This is a genomic window from Salmonella sp. SJTUF14076, from assembly GCF_015534835.1.
Classification (GTDB): Bacteria; Pseudomonadota; Gammaproteobacteria; order Enterobacterales; family Enterobacteriaceae; genus Salmonella; species Salmonella enterica.
This window is the reverse complement of record NZ_CP064674.1, coordinates 3328441-3347183: the sequence shown is the minus strand read 5'-3', so window position 1 is coordinate 3347183 and position 18743 is coordinate 3328441. Positions and strand designations below refer to the sequence as shown.

Genomic DNA, 18743 nt, shown 5'->3' with positions numbered 1-18743 from the left:
TTACAGGCCGCTCTATTTGCATAGAACGGCCTGTTTTTTTATTTTTTCGCGCCGGGCGAAAGATAAACACACACCGACTCCCCCAGATTCTGATGTTCACACCCGGGCATTGCCCGGCTGTAATGGGCAATAAAGCGGATGACGCTGTCGCCGCTGTTTAGCCCCACATTTCCTTTTCGCAGCAATTCTGCTGGCTGATCGTCGGTGAAAACGTTAGGGGTGAACAGTTTTGCGCCTAATCGTTCAAAAGTGCCAGCACTAACGATAGAGGGTTGATAACCCTGAAGCTGCAACCAGCGGCGGGCATCATTACGTGACCAAATCTGCGCATCGTTTGCTCGCGCAAACACTTCGAGAAGCCAGCCATTCGAATTCTGATAAGGGCCGGAAAAAGGCCACGCAATCAGGTTATAGCGGGGACTGTGGAAGAGATTGAGTTTGATAGCGCTATGTAAGAGCGTTTGTAATGCCGTCGCGATATCTGAACGCGGGCGCAAAACGGCAATGCTCTGATTCACCAGGTCATCAGCCAGAAACTCATACAGACCTTGTATATAGAGCGCTGATTCAGCGGTTCCGCAAGTATTCAGATTATGGTAAACCCGCCAGTCTCCGTTTGGCTGGCGCATGGCATAGCCAGCATGTGACCAGGTTAAATGTCGGCTCGACATATCTTGCCCCTGGCGAACCAGAATGACGACCGGATCGGATTGACTGTTAAGCTGTTGTTTGAGCTGTAGCGCCTGATCCATTGTCGCTGCGATGCTCTCCGGCGTGTTTGCTTTTTGGTGACAGTTAGCACTGTCTGCATAAGCGTTGAGCGAGATTGCGCTGAGCCACAGGGCAAACGCGAACCGCTTCATTTGGCCGGTACCGTCTGGTTGCTGGAAAGTCCTGCGTCGTCCTGATTTACCATATGGGCGAGGACCTTGCCCTCTTTTTTCAAATAAGCGCCGGTGCCTTCCTGCGTTTTTTCCAGAGTGACTTTATCACCTGCTTTGAGGTTGCCTTCTTTGACGACATGTAGCGGAACTTGCATTTTAATGTCTTTGTTATCGGGGGACTTAGTGGTTAACAGCGCGGTTTTTTGCTTTTTATTTTCGACAACAGATCCAATGCTCAGGTTGAGCGGCAGCAGTACGGGGGAGAGTATAATTCCGCTAACCAGTGCGGAACTGCCCACGCTGACAACCGCAGACGATGCCGCATACCAGCCAGTGGCAGACATTTCTTCGCTATAGCTGGCGTGGGAAAATGAGAAACAGATGACCGCGGCGGCGAATGTCATTTTATTCATATTGATTCCTTTTAATATGCGTTTTAAGTACCCATAGAAATAACACTAAAATACTTCCCGGCAACCACACCCACAGCAATTCTGAGAGAATGACCTGGTGTCCATACGGCGTGATGTAGCTTGAAAGCGCGAACGGCGCGACTTTAATCACCTGCCAGGGCGCAAAAAAACGTTCATCTGACCACGGCCACAGCCAGCCGACGCCTTTCCCACCCGTGGTTATCGAATCCAGCAGGCTATGCGACAACAATGAAACGGTTAAAAACAGCCAGCAGCGCACCTGCTCAGCTCGAAACCATCGTCGTCCCGCGAGTACGCACAACAGGGGGAGGACGAATGCGAAAAGTAAAGAGTGGGTAAATCCGCGATGGCCGAACACGTTGCCGTAGGCGACGCCAAATTTAAAGGCCAGCACGTCGGCATCGGGGAGCATCGCCAGCACAACACCGGCAAACAGCAGGCGAGGAGGGATAACTTTCAGGCCTAAGCCTGCGCCAAGACACAGAGGAACGGCGGCGTGGGTGATAACGGTAGGCATAGCGATCGTTCACAGGGAAATAGCCATGCTAGCAGTTGGAACGCAGAGGATTAAGTGGATGATTATCTGAAAAGACAGCGTAATCAGGCCGGATAAGACGCTTTGCGTCGCTATCCGGCACTCTGTATCAGGCCACGACGTTCACACTTTGGCCTTCGAAGCTAACGGTTTGCCCGGCGACAATTTTGCAGCGTTTACGCGTTTCAACCGCGCCATCAACCTTCACCAACCCGTCGGCAATGGCGATTTTCGCCTGCGCGCCGCTTTCGCTCCAGCCTTCCAGCTTGAGCAGATCGCACAGCTCGACGTGCGGGTGCTTGCCTAAAGAGAATGTCGCCATGTTATTTTCCTTGTGGATCGTGATATTCAATGCACGCCTGCAGCGTGTTTTCGATAAGCGTGGCGACCGTCATCGGGCCGACGCCGCCCGGTACTGGCGTGATGTATGACGCGCGCGCCGCGGCTTCGTCAAACACGACGTCGCCAACGACCTTGCCATTTTCCAGACGGTTAATACCGACATCAATCACAATTGCGCCTTCTTTAATCCATTCGCCGGGAATAAAGCCCGGTTTACCAACGGCGACAATGAGCAAATCAGCATGCTCGACATGATGACGCAGATCTTTGGTAAAGCGGTGCGTAACGGTAGTCGTACAGCCAGCCAGCAGCAGCTCCATGCTCATTGGGCGTCCAACGATATTGGACGCGCCAATGACCACCGCATTCAGGCCGTAGGTATCAATATTGTAACGCTCAAGCAGGGTCACAATACCGCGGGGCGTACAGGGACGCAGGCGCGGCGCACGCTGGCACAGACGACCGACGTTATAAGGATGAAAACCGTCTACGTCTTTATCCGGCGCGATACGCTCCAGCACTTTAACGTTGTCGATGCCTGCCGGTAAAGGCAACTGCACCAGAATACCGTCAATCGTGTTATCTGCATTCAGAGTATCGATAAGCGCCAGCAGTTCGGCTTCGCTGGTGGTTTCTGGCAGGTCATAGGAGCGGGAGACGAATCCCACTTCGTCGCACGCTTTACGTTTGCTTGCGACATAAATCTGTGAGGCCGGATTGCTGCCGACTAGCACCACAGCCAGGCCGGGAGCGCGAAGACCTGCTGCGACGCGTGCCTGAACTTTTTGAGCAACCTCAGATCGCACCTGCTGCGCAATCGTTTTACCGTCAATAATCTTTGCTGCCATCAGAGAGAAGATTCCATCTGTTACTTCAAGTCAAAGGGGATAACGCTATTTTGTCAGAAGCGGGCCTCGCTGTCAGTTAACGTTTGTGTTTCCGATGCAAACGCGACGTCTCCCCCGTCCGTTGACGATACTGAGACGTGACCCGTAAGCGCGCCATGATTAACCAAAAAGAAACAATTCATCACCCTGGCTATGGTTACCGTAATCCCTCGCCGTTAATAGCATCAGGCGGCATAATGCGACATTTTATACAAAATAAGATTAGACCCTTCTTATATCCCAATAAGAATTAGCTTAGGTCATTAAAAGAGTTTGCGGCTGTTTTTTATTTAGCGAAATGTTTAATTTATTACCGTGACGAAATGTCATATTCGCAAAGATTAATTACTGCGTCTGATACTCAGGGGAGAAACAGAAAACTAATTAATCTGCGATATCTATCTTTACAGGATGCAGAGATAACTTTTCTGACATGCTATGTCGATAATAATTCAAACGGAGCCGACAGGATGCCGAAACCGGGTGTGTGTAATTCAAGGGAAATCCATGAAACATAAATTAATGACCTCTACTATTGCGAGTCTGATGTTTGTCGCTGGCGCAGCGGTTGCGGCTGATCCTACTCCGGTGAGCGTGAGTGGCGGTACTATTCATTTCGAAGGTAAACTGGTTAATGCAGCCTGTGCCGTTAGCACTAAATCCGCCGATCAAACGGTGACGCTGGGTCAATACCGTACCGCCAGCTTTACGGCGATTGGTGATACGACCGCGCAGGTGCCTTTCTCCATCGTCCTGAATGACTGCGATCCAAAAGTGGCGGCCACCGCTGCCGTGGCTTTCTCTGGTCAGGCAGATAACACCAACACTAATTTGCTGGCGGTCTCCTCTGCGGACAATAGCACTACCGCAACCGGCGTCGGGATTGAGATTCTTGATAACACCTCCTCACCGTTGAAGCCGGACGGCGCGACCTTCTCGGCGAAGCAGGCGCTGGTTGAAGGCACCAATACGCTGCGTTTTACCGCACGCTATAAGGCAACCGCCGCCGCCGCGACGCCAGGCCAGGCTAATGCCGACGCCACCTTTATCATGAAATACGAATAATCCCGTCAGGGAACGCCAGGGAAGGGAGGCGCCTCAACGGAAGAGGCTATCGGGGATAAAAGAGAACATAGCAGATGATAAGGAAAGGCGCGGCGCTAGTGGGGCTTACTTTGATGTCGCCCGTTATTGCGAAGCCGGTAATGGTGGAGAGCGGGCGTATTCACCTGCGCGGACAACTGGTCAATGGCGGCTGCGCTGTCGCCACAGAAAGCCAGGATTTGCGCGTACTGATGGGACAGTACCGCACGAATGCGTTTACCGGTCCTGGCAGCTTCGCTCCCGTCAGCGTTCCATTTTCGTTACGGTTAATCTCCTGTAGCGCGGAGGTCTGGCGTCATGTCGGCATTGCGTTTGCCGGCGTTACGCCTGCGGAAGATCCCCATGTTTTTCTGGCCAGCGGCGAAGGTATCGGTAATGCCGGAATCGGCCTGGCGTTATTTGATGACCAGCAGCGGCAAATCATACCTAACACATTACCGCTTCATTACGCGCCCATTTTAACGTCAGAAATGACTTTGCATTTTACCGCCCGCTATCGGGCAATTTCAGAAAATATGACGCCGGGACGAATTCATTCAGAAGTGTGGTTTACGCTGGTTTACCCATGAATTTTCTTGCCGACGTGACTCAATGCAAAAGGTATTTTTTACCATGCTGAATAGTATAAAAGTAGGCTTTATTGTTCTTCTCACGTTATTTACTTCGCTGAACGTACAGGCGGCGGGGGGGATTGCATTAGGCGCCACGCGAGTTATTTATCCCTCGGCGGCGAAGCAGACTTCTCTGGCAATCAGTAATAGCGATACTCAAGAACGTTACCTCGTCAATTCATGGATCGAAAATAACGCCGAGCAGAAAGAAAAAACGTTTATCGTTACGCCGCCTTTATTCGTCAGCGAACCCAAAAGCGAAAACACGCTGCGTATTATCTACGCCGGGCAACCGCTACCCGGGGATCGGGAGTCGTTATTCTGGATGAACGTGAAAGCCATCCCGTCGGTCGATAAAAGTCATATTGAAGGAAAAAACGTTCTGCAACTGGCGATTCTGTCGCGCATCAAACTGTTCGTGCGTCCGGCGAATTTGCCGCAGACGCCGGAAGACGCGCCGACCTTGCTGAAATTTTCCCGTGTCGGCAACCATCTCAAGATAACCAACCCATCTGCTTATTACCTCACGCTGGTCAATATCAGCGTGGGCGCGAAAAAGATTGATAACGTGATGATCGCGCCAAAAAGCGACATGCAAATTCCCTTACCGACTGGCGCGCAGGGCAGCGTGACATTTCAGACCGTCAATGATTACGGCGCATTGACGTCGGCGACAACGGCCAGTCTCGGTTAAGCAGAGAGCGTGAAGCCACACGAGAACACGATGAAGAAGACAACCTGGTTTGTAGGGCGATTTCCCGGCTATGTATCACCGTTAAGCGGCGTGGCGCTGTCGGTGCTGGCGGCGCTGTGTCCGCTGACGAGCCGCGGCGAAAGTTATTTCAACCCTGCGTTTTTGTCGGCGGATACCGCGTCCGTGGCGGATTTATCTCGCTTTGAAAAAGGTAATCATCAGCCTCCCGGTATTTACCGGGTGGATATCTGGCGTAACGACGAATTCGTAGCGACGCAGGATATTCGTTTTGAGGCGGGCGCCGTGGGTGCCGGCGATAAATCCGGCGGCCTGATGCCTTGTTTTACACCGGAGTGGATTAAACGGCTGGGCGTGAATACCGCGGTGTTCCCTGTCTCAGATAAAGGCGTCGATACCACGTGTATTCACCTTCCTGAGAAAATCCCGGGCGCGGAGGTCGCGTTCGATTTCGCGTCGATGCGCTTAAACATTAGCTTGCCGCAGGCGTCATTGCTCAACAGCGCGCGTGGCTATATCCCGCCGGAAGAGTGGGATGAAGGGATACCCGCCGCACTCATTAATTACAGTTTTACCGGTAGCCGCGGAACAGACAGCGATAGCTATTTTTTGAGTCTGCTGAGTGGCTTGAACTATGGCCCCTGGCGGTTGCGTAATAACGGAGCCTGGAACTATTCGAAAGGGGACGGCTATCATTCGCAACGCTGGAACAACATTGGCACCTGGGTACAGCGCGCCATCATTCCGCTAAAAAGCGAACTGGTCATGGGGGACAGCAATACCGGGAACGATGTTTTCGACAGCGTCGGCTTTCGCGGAGCGCGGCTGTACTCTTCTGACAATATGTATCCCGATAGCCTGCAGGGCTACGCCCCCACGGTCAGAGGGATCGCCCGGACGGCGGCAAAGCTGACGATACGACAGAACGGGTATGTTATCTACCAAAGCTATGTGTCGCCGGGCGCGTTTGCGATTACCGATCTTAATCCTACCTCTTCCAGCGGCGACCTTGAGGTGACGGTAGATGAAAAAGACGGTAGCCAACAACGTTACACGGTGCCTTACTCTACCGTTCCGCTATTGCAGCGTGAGGGCAGGGTGAAATATGACCTGGTGGCCGGGGATTTTCGCAGCGGCAATAGTCAGCAGTCTTCGCCATTCTTTTTCCAGGGAACGGTGATTGCCGGCCTGCCTGCGGGGCTGACGGCTTACGGCGGTACGCAACTTGCCGATCGTTACCGTGCCGTGGTGGTCGGGGCGGGGCGAAATTTGGGCGACTGGGGAGCTGTGTCGGTCGATGTCACACATGCGCGTAGCCAACTGGCAGATGACAGCACCCATCAGGGGCAATCGTTGCGTTTTCTGTACGCCAAATCGCTGAATAATTACGGGACTAATTTTCAATTGCTGGGTTACCGCTATTCCACACGCGGATTTTACACCCTGGATGATGTGGCATACCGCAGCATGGAAGGGTACGACTACGAATACGATAGCGACGGACGCCGCCATAAAGTGCCGGTGGCGCAGAGCTACCACAATCTCCGTTACAGCAAAAAAGGCCGCTTTCAGGTCAATATTTCGCAAAACCTGGGGGATTACGGGTCACTGTATCTTTCCGGCAGTCAACAAAATTACTGGAATACGGCGGATACCAATACCTGGTATCAACTGGGATACGCCAGTGGATGGCAAGGCATAAGTTATTCGCTGTCATGGTCGTGGAGCGAGTCGGTGGGGATTTCAGGCGCCGACCGCATTCTGGCATTCAATATGTCCGTTCCGTTTAGCGTTCTGACCGGACGGCGTTATGCGCGCGACACTATTCTTGATCGTACTTATGCCACGTTTAACGCCAACCGCAACCGCGACGGCGACAATAGCTGGCAGACCGGCGTGGGCGGCACGCTTCTGGAAGGACGTAATCTGAGCTACAGCGTGACGCAAGGGCGTAGCAGTAGCAATGGTTATAGCGGCAGCGCCAGCGCTAGCTGGCAGGCGACGTATGGCACGCTGGGCGTGGGATATAACTACGATCGCGATCAGCATGACTATAACTGGCAACTTTCCGGCGGCGTGGTCGGTCATGCGGATGGTATTACGTTTAGCCAACCGTTGGGCGATACCAATGTCTTGATTAAAGCGCCGGGAGCGAAAGGCGTGCGCATCGAAAACCAGACCGGCGTGAAAACGGACTGGCGGGGCTATGCGGTAATGCCCTACGCCACGGTATATCGCTATAACCGCGTCGCGTTAGATACCAACACGATGGACAACCATACCGATGTCGAAAATAACGTCAGCAGCGTGGTGCCGACTGAAGGCGCGCTGGTGCGGGCCGCTTTTGATACGCGGATAGGCGTAAGGGCAATCATTACCGCGAGGCTTGGCGGACGTCCGTTACCGTTTGGCGCGATAGTACGAGAAACCGCCAGCGGCATTACCAGCATGGTCGGCGATGACGGACAAATTTATCTGAGCGGCTTGCCGCTAAAAGGTGAACTGTTCATCCAGTGGGGAGAGGGGAAAAACGCGCGTTGTATCGCCCCTTACGCCCTGGCGGAGGATAGCCTGAAGCAGGCGATTACGATAGCCAGCGCAACCTGTATCCGTCCAGCGTCATAAAAGGAAAAATAGAGATGAAAATATACTCAGCGCTATTGCTGGCGGGGACCGCGCTCTTTTTCACCCATCCCGCGCTGGCGACGGTTTGCCGCAATTCAAACGGGACGGCGACCGATATTTTTTACGACCTGTCAGATGTTTTCACCAGCGGCAATAATCAGCCGGGACAGGTGGTTACGCTGCCGGAAAAATCAGGTTGGGTCGGCGTAAACGCGACGTGCCCGGCGGGGACAACGGTAAATTATACCTACCGAAGCTATGTATCAGAATTACCGGTACGAAGCACCGAAGGAAATTTTAAATACCTCAAGTTGAATGACTACCTCCTGGGTGCGATGAGCATAACCGATAGTGTCGCTGGCGTATTTTATCCGCCCCGTAACTATATTCGCATGGGCGTCGACTCTAACGTGTCGCAGCAAAAGCCGTTTGGCGTGCAGGACTCAAAGCTGGTTTTTAAATTAAAAGTGATACGGCCTTTTATTAATATGGTGACGATCCCTCGCCAGACAATGTTTACTGTCTATGTGACGACCTCTACCGGCGACGCGTTGAGCACGCCGGTATATACCATTAGCTACAGCGGCAAAGTGGAAGTACCGCAAAACTGCGAAGTGAATGCCGGACAGGTCGTGGAGTTTGATTTCGGCGATATCGGCGCGTCGTTATTTAGTCAGGCGGGGGCGGGTAATCGTCCGCAAGGCGTCACGCCGCAAACGAAAACTATCGCTATTAAATGTACCAACGTCGCGGCGCAGGCCTATTTATCTATGCGGCTTGAAGCCGAAAAGGCCTCAGGGCAGGCGATGGTGTCCGATAATCCGGATTTAGGCTTTGTGGTTGCTAATAGCAACGGTACGCCGCTCACACCCAATAATTTGTCGAGTAAAATTCCGTTTCATCTTGATGATAACGCCGCCGCTCGCGTAGGTATTCGCGCCTGGCCGATCAGCGTGACGGGGAATAAACCGGCGGAAGGGCCGTTTACTGCGCGCGGCTATCTACGAGTCGATTATGATTAAGGAGGCATAATGATCTTTCGGCGCGTTTTCATCGCTATCGGTTGTGTTTTGTTCAGCCCGCTGAGTCAGGCCAACTCATCTCTGGGCGAAGTGAATATTGAACTGCGCGGTAACGTGGTGGATTTTACCTGCGCCGTGGTGGCGGGCGACAGTAACAAATCGGTTAACCTCGGCACCTGGCCGACAAAACAGCTTCACGCCGCCGGTGACGCCACGCAACCGGTAGCCTTTAGCCTAAAACTTGAAGGCTGCCCGCCGGGGTCGGCGTCTATAACGTTTTCCGGGACGCCAGCGCCCGGCACGGCATTACTGGCGCTTGCTGATACGGCAATGGCGCAAAAACTGGCGATTGAAATTCGCGATGGCGATCAACGTCGATTGCCGCTTGAACAGGCCAGCAAGGCCGTCGATATTGACAACAATGGCAATGCTACCCTGAAATTCTATGCGAACTATATCGCCTTAGCCGATGGCGTGCAGCCCGGTCTTGCTAACGCGGATGCGACCTTCCTGATCAATTACAATTAGTGTCCGTTATTGTGGCTCCCGAACGATAATTCGCCGGGAGTACATTTACAATAATTCGTGTGATTTGGCGTAATCTATAAGCTCAACGATAGAGTGAAGGCCAAGTTTAGAAAATATATTGGCCTTATGCGCGCTGATAGTCTTGTTACTCAATAAAAGTTGCTCGGCAATTTCTTTGTTAGACATTCCATTGGCCAGATAGCGCAGCACGGTAACTTCGCGGTTAGATAGTGGCATATCATGGTGCCCGCCTTTGGGGGTACGGGTATTACTGATGAAATTAAGCGTCTCAGATGGGAAAAAAGAATAGCCGGATAAAATCATTTTTACCGCATTATAAATATCATTGAGGTCTTTGCGTTTACTTACAAATCCGTTTGCGCCCGCTCTTATTGCTCTTCCGGCATAAAAAGCCTCTGATTTCGACGATAAAAAAAGTATCCGGGTATGTTCCTGGATAGATTTGATTCGTTTAAGTAAGGTAAAGCCGTCGGTGCCCGGTAATTCAATATCCAGAATGACAAGGTCAACAGGATAAGTGCGCAGATACTCTATCGCTGTTCGGCTATCATCCGTTTTCAGGACAACCTGAATATTGCTATTTTTACCGAGTAAAACTTCGATCGACATTCTTACAATAGGGTGTTCGTCCATAATGATAACAGATGCAGGTTTCATTGTTGTATGCCTCAGACTGTTATGCGTCCTTCGTTTTAGAATAAGCGTCAGACACCTTAAAGATTGTGAAATAGCCAGATCTACACACCACACAGTGGAGCAATAATAAAGAATGAGACCTCCCTGTTGACTGGCTATTTTTCGTAAGAGTAATAAATATGTGGAATATCCATTTCGCACCAACAAAAAAGAAATTTCTGATTAAGTAAAAACAATATGGATTATACCTGGTCTGATTTCTCGGAAAAGTCTTGCGAAATGCGAATTATGGATAGCGGGTAGGATATTCTGTGACGTTATAGAAAATTTGTTCGTGGCGGAGCTATTTTCTTTAGAGTTGACATTGAGTAGTTTAAACTGTTGTTTTTAAGTATAAAAATAATATGAAAGACTAATTGTTTAGTATTTGTTATGTAATAACGGAAAGATGTTGACGCTGGAGACCTCGAAAAACGAGGAGGAACAGGGGACGATGTAAGAAAAAATTTTTTATCGCTTACCAGGACGAGTTGTAAATATTAATTTTATGTGAAATATTTACATTTAATGGAAGTGAAAATAAGTAATTTCTTAAAAAATCTTATTCACCAAAACGTTACTTCGTTAAAAAATGTCGTGGAAAGTAACGTTTGGCTGCTGGACCAGCCGAAGAAAGCTTTGCCTGTGGGGAAGGTTAAGGAGGGTGATAAGTTGTTTAATCCGGTAAACCACACGATGATAAGGTACGCTTTGCTGACGTGCTATTTCTTTTAAAGAGGCGCCTTGCGCTAAAGTTTCAATCATCAACCAGTCAGTACGGCTAAAGCTTTCCGATAAGCGAGGTTTGGCGGCTGATAACAAGGCTTCGCGTACTGAGGCCAGATTTTGTCGTCGCGACAGGACAAAAAAACGCCCAGCCATACGGATAAACTGTGTTATAGCGGGGGTTTTATCTGATACCAGCAGGTAAATCTGGATATCGCTTTGTTGCCAACTGAGCGCGCGTAGCTGGTTAAGCGCCTCAATACAGGAGACAGGTAGCGCCTCCATATCTACAATCAGTTGTCTGAGCGACCCCTTTTCAATCCACAAAGAAATGTCATCTAATGAGCGGAATGCAGCGGTACGTTTTCCGGAAAATAAGTAGTGACTCAATGAATAGCCGAGGTAGTTATCAGTTGTAATTATTGCCTGGGAAATGATACCAACCGGCAAGGCATAATTAAGCTGTTGGTCCAGTAACTCAAGGCGATCAAATATCTGCGGCGTTGGAGAGTGATAACGGCAGGCGCAGTCTTTGGCATTTCTTAAACGGCGGTGTCTTTCCCTGCGTGGTACGCTGCGCATCCTGCTTTTTCCATTGCTCTAATATATATCTGGTAATATGGCTGGCCATAAATAACCTTGTCCCATCGTTGCACCAGCGTAAAAAGCAATGCTTCGTTGCTCTGATGTTTCAATGCCTTCCATCAGCATTAACTGCTGAAAAAAAACTTCGCTATCATGTTCTGACGGAAGTTGCGTCAGGACCTCATAGCTGATTAATTGCGCAGTTGAGAGATTAACGATTGGCTCAGATTTTAACAATCCGCTGTTAAGATATGAATGGCGTGTTGGCGAAGACGCCCGGTGTGGGGGATTTATCCTTTCCTTTAATAAAGTACCCTGTGCCACCAGACACTCCTCCAGGCATTTATGATGCAGCTATATATTTTCGACTCCTGAATCTATCAGGATATTATGGGCATCATTGTGGCAGCGTTAAAAAAATGCCTGTAGGTATCGTTACTTAATTATTGGTGAGATATTTCGTAAGCCTTGTGAAAAGTTAAGCTAGTTTACTTACTGAGTAAGAAATGAAGGTTAACTCTAATATATTTTAAAAACTGCTGCTCCGTTTTAACATGTAATTTTCGCATAATGCTCCGGCGGAGTGACTTTGTCTGCTCTTCAGAAAGTGAAAGTAAAGCGGCCGTTTCGCTTAAATGATAACCGCTGGCGATCAGTTTTAACAGGTGACGTTCTGTTACTGAAAAATGACGAGTCGTGCAGTAGTGGCAAATGCCAGAAGGGACGCTATGTCGAAGCGCTCGCTTATGTAAGATCAATATCATTTTCCGGGTAATTTCTTCAACATCATCTTCCCGATAAATATGCGGCAGCATATACAGACATGGTCTGAACATGAGCTTTTCTTTATCGCATTTATTACAAATAATTACCCGTAGCTGATGTCGGGTATGCATAGGTCTCTGGTAACAGCCTGCGCTGAACCAATCATCATCCAGGGCCAGGAAAGCGATATCGGCATTATCTATCTCTTCTGGCGGCAGAAAGTCAATTTTCTGCTGCCATTGATTCGCCAGACGCGTCATGATGATTTTCAACCCATGCTCAAAGTGACTGTTTTGTTCCTTAATAGCGATACTCAGCATAAAAAATATCCTACACGGCAGGTGAATCATGGTGAAATATTAAAGAAACTTATTGATTTTCTAAATACTGGCGGCCTTAATTCCCACTTTATGCGTGCTGAGATGTGTCCAGGCGATTTCCTGGAACCTGGCATTGCGCCAGAAAAGACGATATTCGTACACTTAGTCAGCAACCAGAACAAAAGCCATTGACTCAGGAGTGCCTGACCGTATAATTCTCGCGTTTCGTCTACACGAAGTCTTCACTTCACAAGGCGCCCTTAGCTCAGTTGGATAGAGCAACGGCCTTCTAAGCCGTGGGTCGCAGGTTCGAATCCTGCAGGGCGCGCCACTTATAAATCAACGCGTTACGCTTCTTTATTTCCTCCTTATTTTCCATATGGGACATATTTGGGACATCATCACCAAAAATGTCGTCTATTTCCCTCGCGTGTTCCGTTAAATGATTAGGCGCAAGGTGAGCATATCTGTGAATCGCCACGGATAACCTGGACACTTCTGAGTCGTTGATGATATAGGTTTTCATATTCAGCCGGTGGCATCTGCTCGCTCGAACCATGCCGACGTCTACTGTTATAAAACATTTCTATGTAATTAAAAATATCGCTTCTGGCTTCGTCTCTCGTTCCGTAGATCTTTTTCTTTATCCGTTCACGCTTCAGTAGCTGGAAAAAGCTTTCTGCAACCGCATTTTCATGACAGTTGCCACGACGGCTCATACTGCCCTCCAGTCCGTGCGATTTCAGGATCGACTGCCATTCATAGCGGGTGATTATGTCGCCACACGGCCATCAGGAGCGCATTCAGGACTCCATCTTTTGTCATTCATGGTTGCAGTGACCAATTGAGTCTACTGCGGCTTTTTTTAATATGTCCCGTTCGTCAGTAACCCGCTTCAACTCTTTCGGGAGTCGGCGGATTCCGGTCTGATCATCTGACTGCTCTTTATTTCTTTATTGGTGGAGGAGTTCGACCCGTACTTCTTTATCCTGGCGTAAAGACTGTGGGTAGTAATATCGAGATGTGTTGCGACGCTGGAAACAGAATGGCCGCGCTCAACAACCTGTCTTACCGCTTCAATTTTAAACTCTTCGGGATAACGTTTACCGCTCATAGGCACCTCTCTTTAAGTCATCTTAAATGGATCTGAGGTGTCTGTTAAACCTGTAGTGATTCACATTGACCGCAGATTATCAGATTCCTTTACCCGGTAGTGAAACCAGTAGGGGTCAGTTTATCCGCACTAAAAGACGGTGTTCCTGCATCTGTGGTGGAGTTGAACCGGATGGGCTTTGGGCACATGCGTATCCTGCGTGTATTGGTCAGTTGCCGGAGTCTGGATTAATGCACTATGGCTCCGTTGGGTTCTTTTTTGGGACTGATGGCGCATTGCGACTTCTTGCTAAGAAACCTGATGGGGCATTTGTGACATACGATATGTAGGAATCCCCGCCGCCCGTTACCCATTGGTGGCGGGGAACATTAATTATACATGAATGTTATTTAATTATTTCCGTAATATTCTCATTTGTCCTCGCCCCTGTTCTAACGTCCCATGTCCCAGATGTAATTGATTCTAATTCATTTGAATCTATGCCGTTAATCGCCCGTCCTGAAAGCCATCTTCCGTCTATTTGAAATGTCTTCTTGTCGACATCTGCATTTATAACTTTTCCATCCTTTGTTTTTAAGCTAATGAACATCGCTGTATTCTCATCAAGAGAATCAGCAGGATTCTTATTAAACTCAAATATTACAAAGGTTTTAATGCCCATTTGCTGTTTATATATCCATAATGATTTTATATAAACGTTGTTACATATTTTTGCGTTAATATTAAGAGGTTTGAGATTAAAGGCTCGCGAATAGTCGAAAAATCCTGGAGCAGTTATTTTTACATCAATCCCGTAGTATCTAGACATTGCTTCACTGTTAAACGTATCAAGACTTGGGCCTGCATGCAGTACCGGTGGAAAGTAATAATCAGGAATTATCGCTTGATCTTGTTTGTTATCTTTCGCCCTGTCTATTATTTCTTCCCTAATCTCCGTTTGTTTGCTTATTGATTTAATTGATGAGTAATAGAGAATGTATGATGGAATGAAATATAAAAAAGCCATTGCATATGTAGTAATAGATAAATAAATGGAAGCTTTGTTAAATTTCGTAAATGCAGAATGAGCAACAAAGGAAATCGAAAGAATCATAAAGCAGAGTGCTCCATTGAGAGCCCTGCTGGGCATTGCAGGAGATGCAAGGAACGCAACATTTGCAGCAATTGCACCCAGTATGAATAAAAAGCTTCCAAACATAAGTTTGCTGCTACTATTCCTTGATAACACTACAGAGATTAGTAGTATTATAAATGCAATATAGACCTGCCAATATGCCCCCATTGCTGATGGCAGCCTTTCTGAAAAGTGCTCAAGAACCCTCCATGCAAGTGGTTGGTTGTACCAGTCTTGTATTGTAGACGCACGGGATAGGTTTCCCGGAGCCAGCAGGAGAACCCCTGCGCCTATTGCAGATCCGAATACGCCAATCAGTAAATATTTATTTCTATTCATTATAAAGAAATATGCTACAGAAATTAATACAACTACAAGAGATGTGTTTTCATTTGAGCAACCTGCAAATATCGATGATATGGCATATACAAAGAGTATTAAATTGGATTTTTTACCATTGCTTAAATATATAGAAATTAGTATATAAATGGCAATGAACATGTTGGTCCATAAGTAATTTGCTGACCCAACAAGCCAGAAGTTAGTTTGACCGAGGGCTGGATTTGCAATGAAGTATAAGAAAAATAAGAAAATCATCACATATGGGGACGGTGACGACTTTGTTAATGTAGCTGGGATCATTGTCCAGCACAACACCATTAATGTTAGCGCTGCTGAGTTTATTGCATTGTAAATATGCGGGGAGAAAAACTTTAATAGAGATGTGCTGATCGTATCTGACACAACCCTTCCGCTCCATCCCAAATAGTGCATTTTTACGCTAGAAAGCGAAAGCTCTCTTAGGGCATAAGTATAGTCATCAGAGTTCATTGGTGTGATAAATCCTATTGAATACACCAACGAGAAAACTATAAGGATAGCAATTACCATTTTTAATCTATTGTTAACCATTTTTCTTCTCATTCTTAATTATGTACTTAGGCCTTTTTTTTGTTTCTATGTAAATCCTGCCAATATATTCCCCAAGAATACCTATTCCTATCAATTGAACGCCACCCAGAAAAAGTACAGAAACAAGAAGAGACGGGTAGCCAGGAACATTATTTCCAAATATTAATTTATCAATAATCATCCATGCACCGTAAAGGAACGACATACCTGCAATAAACAATCCAATGTACGTCCATATGCGGAGCGGAAATGTTGAGAAAGAAGTTATTCCTTCCAGCGCCAGATTCCATAATTTCCAGCCATTGAATTTTGAATCGCCGGCAACACGCTCAGCGCGGGCGTATCCAACTACATCAGTCTTGCCGCCCACCCATGACAGAACGCCTTTCATAAACAGATTACGTTCTGGCATTAATTTAATATTTTCGACAACTTCACGACTCATTAACCGAAAGTCGCCAACGTTCTCTTCGATTTTCGGATTGCTGATTTTGTTGTGCAGCTTATAAAACCACTCAGCTGTCTTACGCTTCATGCGCCCGTCAGTTGAGCGGTCTGAGCGCTTAGCCAGCACCATATCTGCGCCAGCCTGCCACTTCTCAATGAGATGGGGGATTACTTCTATCGGATCCTGTAAATCGACATCAATAGGAATGACCGCATCCCCGGTTGCGTGGTCGAGCCCCGCGAAAAGAGCAGGTTCTTTACCGAAGTTTCGCGTAAACGAAAGCGGAATAACGAGCGGATCAGATGCAGCTATTTTGTTAATTATTGATTCAGTCGCATCTTTGCTTCCGTCGTTGATGAAAACAATCTCAACTTCATACGGTTTTAACTCTTCAAACTCGCGAACCGTTTTATAGAAAATAGGTATCGTGGCTTCTTCATTGAAGACCGGAACGACTAACGAGATTTTCATTTCGCATCCCTAAAGACAATGAACTTTGAATAAATGAATCCGCATATCAGGCTGATAGCTGAAAAGGTGATAAGAGTAAGGAGTGGTGGCAAGGAGCATTTGTCAGCCATCCAGCCAACAACAGCGCTCAGTGTTCCCATAAATCCCACGTACATCATGTAGCGAAGCGTGGTGGTGCTGGCGTTAAAGGTGAAGCGCGCATTGGCATAGAAGCTGAACGATACAGCGATAACAAAACCGGAAAAGTTCGCCAACGCCTGATGCGTATGCATCCCATACACACAAAAAGCAAATACGCCCCAATGAATAAGCGTGTTAAGAACACCGATCGATGTGTACTTAGCGAATAACTTCAACATTATGAAAATCAGCGGATTCGGAAAGGTCTGGAGTGTAGCACTACAAATTGCTTTGATCGATATAAACGATCAATAATGTGATATTTAATAGTTTAAACTTATTGTTATCTTATTAATTGATCGTTGTTACCGATCAATTGGGGCTGCTGATTGCTAAGTGGTTTGGGACAAAAACGGGACACACAAAGCTTTGCATCGGCTTGCAAGGCTTTGCATGTTTTTCGAAGATGGGGCGAGTGTGAGTGCCGTAGTAATGGGATAACTTGTTGTTAGCTCAAGTAGTTCCAGAAACATCTAAGCCGTGGGTCGCAGGTTCGAATCCTGCAGGGCGCGCCATTTAACCTCTCAAAATTATGTTAATCCGTAAGCTTCTGCGGCGGCGACGTTGCGCCATCCGCAGTACGTGACGCTAATATGTAAATAACTAATTGCGTTTAATCTGTTTATGGTGCTCCTCAGCCTGGATCTCGTGGGCGAAAGAATGGGCATTATTCATCGATTGATGGATGACCATTGCTTTTTCATAGTCGTCTATTTCAGAAAAGGGGGTCGCATGTTCCACAGCGGTCGGGGCGCTGGCTTTCTGTGTCTGAGCCATTTGCTGATGCGCGAAGGCGTCACCGTTATTCATCATCTCATGTGCTGTGGCGGATAATTGGCGGGATTCCATTTTCTCTGCGGTGTTTACGCCAGCTGAAATAAAAAAACGACAGCTAAAAGGGATGTAAACTTATTCATCTTATTTCTCCGGTGTGGGTTAATAAGAGAAATAATAAAACAGTTGTTGGGGCTGGCGCGTGACGGGATAATGACGATGATGTCAGAGTATTTTGCTGGCTAGTGATAGCGCCTTTCACTATCGCTACAGTTCAACGGAGGTGTTTGGGTAATGTCAAAATAAAACGAGTAGCGCGCGTATCGGAGGTGACAGAAACTTTTCCCTGATGCGCAATGACGATGGATTTTACAATTGCCAGGCCTATACCGCGGCCTTCCCCTTTACGCTGGCGGGAGGGATCAACGCGATAAAAACGATCGAAAAGGCGCGGCAAATGTTCCGGCGCGATTGGCGTACCGGGGTTTTCAACAATAATATGTATCTGGTCGTCCGCTTCTTTTATCCGAAGAGTAATGGTTTTACCCGGCGGCGTATAGCGCATCGTATTAGAGAGTAAATTACTGATCGCTCTGCGTAGCATGATGGGATCGCCGGTGATTCAGCAGGCGCGGCCTTCAAAGCGCAAGCTCCCAACACCTTTTCGGCAGAAAAACTCAATGAGGCGCTCTACCACGGGGCGGTGCTCCGGGTGCGGCCAAAAGCCATGACGGTAGCGGTGATTATTGCCGGTCTGCTACCTGTTTTATGGGGGACCGGCGCGGGTTCTGAGGTGATGAGCCGTATTGCAGCGCCGATGATTGGCGGCATGATTACCGCGCAGCTGCTGTCGCTGTTTATCATTCCGGCAGCCTACAAGCTGATGTGGCTGCGCAGGCATCGTCGCCTTGCGGCATAATGTGTGTCGCCCGCCTGCGGCGTCAAACTGCAGGC

The 18743-nt window shown here is 48.2% G+C and carries 20 protein-coding genes, 1 tRNA gene and 4 pseudogenes; 8 read left to right on the top strand and 17 right to left on the bottom strand.

Annotated features, from left to right (window positions below; all coding sequences use genetic code 11):
• Positions 1-38 precede the first annotated feature (38 nt).
• The 5 genes from HU143_RS16355 to folD all read right to left on the bottom strand — a co-directional run bounded on the left by HU143_RS16355 (position 39) and on the right by folD (position 3043).
• On the bottom strand, positions 39-863 hold the full coding sequence (locus HU143_RS16355) for a DUF2145 domain-containing protein (RefSeq protein WP_000819118.1): 825 nt from the start codon (positions 861-863) through the stop codon (positions 39-41).
• On the bottom strand, positions 860-1297 hold the full coding sequence (locus HU143_RS16350) for an STM0539 family protein (protein WP_001038573.1): 438 nt from the start codon (positions 1295-1297) through the stop codon (positions 860-862). The genes HU143_RS16355 and HU143_RS16350 overlap by 4 nt, the downstream gene beginning before the upstream one ends.
• Positions 1290-1835, bottom strand: coding sequence for a metal-dependent hydrolase (locus HU143_RS16345; RefSeq protein ID WP_023227360.1), 546 nt, complete (start codon positions 1833-1835; stop codon positions 1290-1292). The genes HU143_RS16350 and HU143_RS16345 overlap by 8 nt, the downstream gene beginning before the upstream one ends.
• 127 nt (positions 1836-1962) lie before the next feature.
• Positions 1963-2175: a ribosome-associated protein YbcJ gene (gene ybcJ / locus HU143_RS16340; RefSeq protein ID WP_000190278.1), complete on the bottom strand. Its 213-nt coding sequence runs from the start codon at positions 2173-2175 to the stop codon at positions 1963-1965.
• 1 nt (position 2176) lies between these two features.
• The gene (gene folD, locus HU143_RS16335; protein ID WP_000729165.1) at positions 2177-3043 is read right to left on the bottom strand and encodes a bifunctional methylenetetrahydrofolate dehydrogenase/methenyltetrahydrofolate cyclohydrolase FolD; all 867 of its coding nucleotides are present in this window, start codon (positions 3041-3043) and stop codon (positions 2177-2179) included.
• A 546-nt stretch (positions 3044-3589) separates the two neighbouring features.
• Here folD and fimA point away from each other — a divergent pair.
• From fimA to sfmF, 6 genes are all read left to right on the top strand, one after another.
• Entirely contained in the window at positions 3590-4147 is a 558-nt protein-coding gene (gene fimA / locus HU143_RS16330) for a type 1 fimbrial protein subunit FimA (protein ID WP_000681028.1), read from the top strand.
• A 74-nt stretch (positions 4148-4221) separates the two neighbouring features.
• Positions 4222-4755, top strand: a complete 534-nt coding sequence (gene fimI, locus HU143_RS16325) for a type 1 fimbrial protein subunit FimI (RefSeq protein ID WP_023227361.1) — start codon at positions 4222-4224, stop codon at positions 4753-4755.
• 43 nt (positions 4756-4798) lie between these two features.
• Positions 4799-5491: a type 1 fimbria chaperone FimC gene (gene fimC / locus HU143_RS16320; RefSeq protein ID WP_023227362.1), complete on the top strand. Its 693-nt coding sequence runs from the start codon at positions 4799-4801 to the stop codon at positions 5489-5491.
• A 30-nt stretch (positions 5492-5521) separates the two neighbouring features.
• Entirely contained in the window at positions 5522-8134 is a 2613-nt protein-coding gene (locus HU143_RS16315; protein WP_023227363.1) for a fimbrial biogenesis usher protein, read from the top strand.
• 14 nt (positions 8135-8148) lie between these two features.
• Entirely contained in the window at positions 8149-9156 is a 1008-nt protein-coding gene (gene fimH, locus HU143_RS16310; protein ID WP_000708662.1) for a type 1 fimbria D-mannose specific adhesin FimH, read from the top strand.
• 9 nt (positions 9157-9165) lie between these two features.
• Positions 9166-9684, top strand: a complete 519-nt coding sequence (gene sfmF / locus HU143_RS16305) for a fimbria assembly protein (RefSeq protein WP_000577507.1) — start codon at positions 9166-9168, stop codon at positions 9682-9684.
• A 45-nt stretch (positions 9685-9729) separates the two neighbouring features.
• Here the strand turns inward: sfmF and fimZ are convergent, their stop codons facing one another.
• From fimZ to fimW, 4 genes are all read right to left on the bottom strand, one after another.
• Complete coding sequence (gene fimZ, locus HU143_RS16300) at positions 9730-10362, bottom strand: fimbria biosynthesis transcriptional regulator FimZ (protein WP_000801273.1); 633 nt, start codon at positions 10360-10362, stop codon at positions 9730-9732.
• A 603-nt stretch (positions 10363-10965) separates the two neighbouring features.
• On the bottom strand, positions 10966-11688 hold the full coding sequence (gene fimY / locus HU143_RS16295; RefSeq protein ID WP_023227364.1) for a fimbria biosynthesis regulator FimY: 723 nt from the start codon (positions 11686-11688) through the stop codon (positions 10966-10968).
• 18 nt (positions 11689-11706) lie between these two features.
• Positions 11707-12018, bottom strand: coding sequence for a diguanylate cyclase (locus HU143_RS16290; protein WP_031622541.1), 312 nt, complete (start codon positions 12016-12018; stop codon positions 11707-11709).
• Between the two features lie 161 nt (positions 12019-12179).
• Positions 12180-12776, bottom strand: a complete 597-nt coding sequence (fimW, locus tag HU143_RS16285) for a fimbria biosynthesis transcriptional regulator FimW (protein WP_023227366.1) — start codon at positions 12774-12776, stop codon at positions 12180-12182.
• 254 nt (positions 12777-13030) lie between these two features.
• Here fimW and HU143_RS16280 point away from each other — a divergent pair.
• Positions 13031-13107, top strand: a tRNA-Arg gene (locus HU143_RS16280).
• 21 nt (positions 13108-13128) lie between these two features.
• On the opposite strand, the pseudogene HU143_RS16275 reads toward HU143_RS16280, so the two are convergent.
• From HU143_RS16275 to HU143_RS16245, 8 genes and pseudogenes are all read right to left on the bottom strand, one after another.
• Positions 13129-13251, bottom strand: a pseudogene (locus HU143_RS16275) (integrase); the annotation flags it as partial.
• Positions 13223-13637 (bottom strand): annotated as a pseudogene (locus tag HU143_RS24600) (IS3 family transposase); the annotation flags it as partial. The pseudogenes HU143_RS16275 and HU143_RS24600, both read right to left, overlap by 29 nt.
• A gap of 34 nt (positions 13638-13671) precedes the next feature.
• Positions 13672-13890 carry an IS3 family transposase gene (locus HU143_RS24595; RefSeq protein WP_001728138.1) on the bottom strand — a complete coding sequence of 73 codons (219 nt, stop codon included), beginning with the start codon at positions 13888-13890 and terminating at the stop codon, positions 13672-13674.
• 385 nt (positions 13891-14275) lie between these two features.
• A complete protein-coding gene (gene gtrC1 / locus HU143_RS16265; protein ID WP_077909990.1) occupies positions 14276-15928 on the bottom strand; it encodes a putative glucosyltransferase GtrC1 in 1653 nt (550 codons plus the stop codon).
• Positions 15909-16835, bottom strand: a complete 927-nt coding sequence (locus HU143_RS16260) for a glycosyltransferase family 2 protein (protein ID WP_023227369.1) — start codon at positions 16833-16835, stop codon at positions 15909-15911. The genes gtrC1 and HU143_RS16260 overlap by 20 nt, the downstream gene beginning before the upstream one ends.
• Positions 16832-17194: a GtrA family protein gene (locus HU143_RS16255; protein WP_000915520.1), complete on the bottom strand. Its 363-nt coding sequence runs from the start codon at positions 17192-17194 to the stop codon at positions 16832-16834. The genes HU143_RS16260 and HU143_RS16255 overlap by 4 nt, the downstream gene beginning before the upstream one ends.
• A gap of 424 nt (positions 17195-17618) precedes the next feature.
• Positions 17619-17864 carry a hypothetical protein gene (locus HU143_RS16250; protein ID WP_023227370.1) on the bottom strand — a complete coding sequence of 82 codons (246 nt, stop codon included), beginning with the start codon at positions 17862-17864 and terminating at the stop codon, positions 17619-17621.
• A 199-nt stretch (positions 17865-18063) separates the two neighbouring features.
• Positions 18064-18438 (bottom strand): annotated as a pseudogene (locus tag HU143_RS16245) (ATP-binding protein); the annotation flags it as partial.
• Positions 18439-18441: 3 nt separating this feature from the next.
• On the opposite strand from HU143_RS16245, the pseudogene HU143_RS16240 reads away from it, so the two are divergent.
• Positions 18442-18708, top strand: a pseudogene (locus HU143_RS16240) (efflux RND transporter permease subunit); the annotation flags it as partial.
• Positions 18709-18743: the final 35 nt, after the last annotated feature.

Coding starts and splice junctions, on each gene's coding strand:
- HU143_RS16355 (WP_000819118.1), bottom strand. CDS start 863: ATGAAGCGGTTCGCGTTTGCCCTGTGGCTCAGCGCAATCTCGCTCAAC.
- fimI (WP_023227361.1), top strand. CDS start 4,222: ATGATAAGGAAAGGCGCGGCGCTAGTGGGGCTTACTTTGATGTCGCCC.
- HU143_RS16255 (WP_000915520.1), bottom strand. CDS start 17,194: ATGTTGAAGTTATTCGCTAAGTACACATCGATCGGTGTTCTTAACACG.
- HU143_RS16250 (WP_023227370.1), bottom strand. CDS start 17,864: ATGGAATCCCGCCAATTATCCGCCACAGCACATGAGATGATGAATAAC.
- sfmF (WP_000577507.1), top strand. CDS start 9,166: ATGATCTTTCGGCGCGTTTTCATCGCTATCGGTTGTGTTTTGTTCAGC.
- fimH (WP_000708662.1), top strand. CDS start 8,149: ATGAAAATATACTCAGCGCTATTGCTGGCGGGGACCGCGCTCTTTTTC.
- fimW (WP_023227366.1), bottom strand. CDS start 12,776: ATGCTGAGTATCGCTATTAAGGAACAAAACAGTCACTTTGAGCATGGG.
- fimZ (WP_000801273.1), bottom strand. CDS start 10,362: ATGAAACCTGCATCTGTTATCATTATGGACGAACACCCTATTGTAAGA.
- ybcJ (WP_000190278.1), bottom strand. CDS start 2,175: ATGGCGACATTCTCTTTAGGCAAGCACCCGCACGTCGAGCTGTGCGAT.
- fimC (WP_023227362.1), top strand. CDS start 4,799: ATGCTGAATAGTATAAAAGTAGGCTTTATTGTTCTTCTCACGTTATTT.
- folD (WP_000729165.1), bottom strand. CDS start 3,043: ATGGCAGCAAAGATTATTGACGGTAAAACGATTGCGCAGCAGGTGCGA.
- HU143_RS16260 (WP_023227369.1), bottom strand. CDS start 16,835: ATGAAAATCTCGTTAGTCGTTCCGGTCTTCAATGAAGAAGCCACGATA.
- HU143_RS24595 (WP_001728138.1), bottom strand. CDS start 13,890: ATGAGCGGTAAACGTTATCCCGAAGAGTTTAAAATTGAAGCGGTAAGA.
- HU143_RS16315 (WP_023227363.1), top strand. CDS start 5,522: ATGAAGAAGACAACCTGGTTTGTAGGGCGATTTCCCGGCTATGTATCA.
- gtrC1 (WP_077909990.1), bottom strand. CDS start 15,928: ATGAGAAGAAAAATGGTTAACAATAGATTAAAAATGGTAATTGCTATC.
- fimY (WP_023227364.1), bottom strand. CDS start 11,688: ATGCGCAGCGTACCACGCAGGGAAAGACACCGCCGTTTAAGAAATGCC.
- HU143_RS16350 (WP_001038573.1), bottom strand. CDS start 1,297: ATGAATAAAATGACATTCGCCGCCGCGGTCATCTGTTTCTCATTTTCC.
- HU143_RS16345 (WP_023227360.1), bottom strand. CDS start 1,835: ATGCCTACCGTTATCACCCACGCCGCCGTTCCTCTGTGTCTTGGCGCA.
- fimA (WP_000681028.1), top strand. CDS start 3,590: ATGAAACATAAATTAATGACCTCTACTATTGCGAGTCTGATGTTTGTC.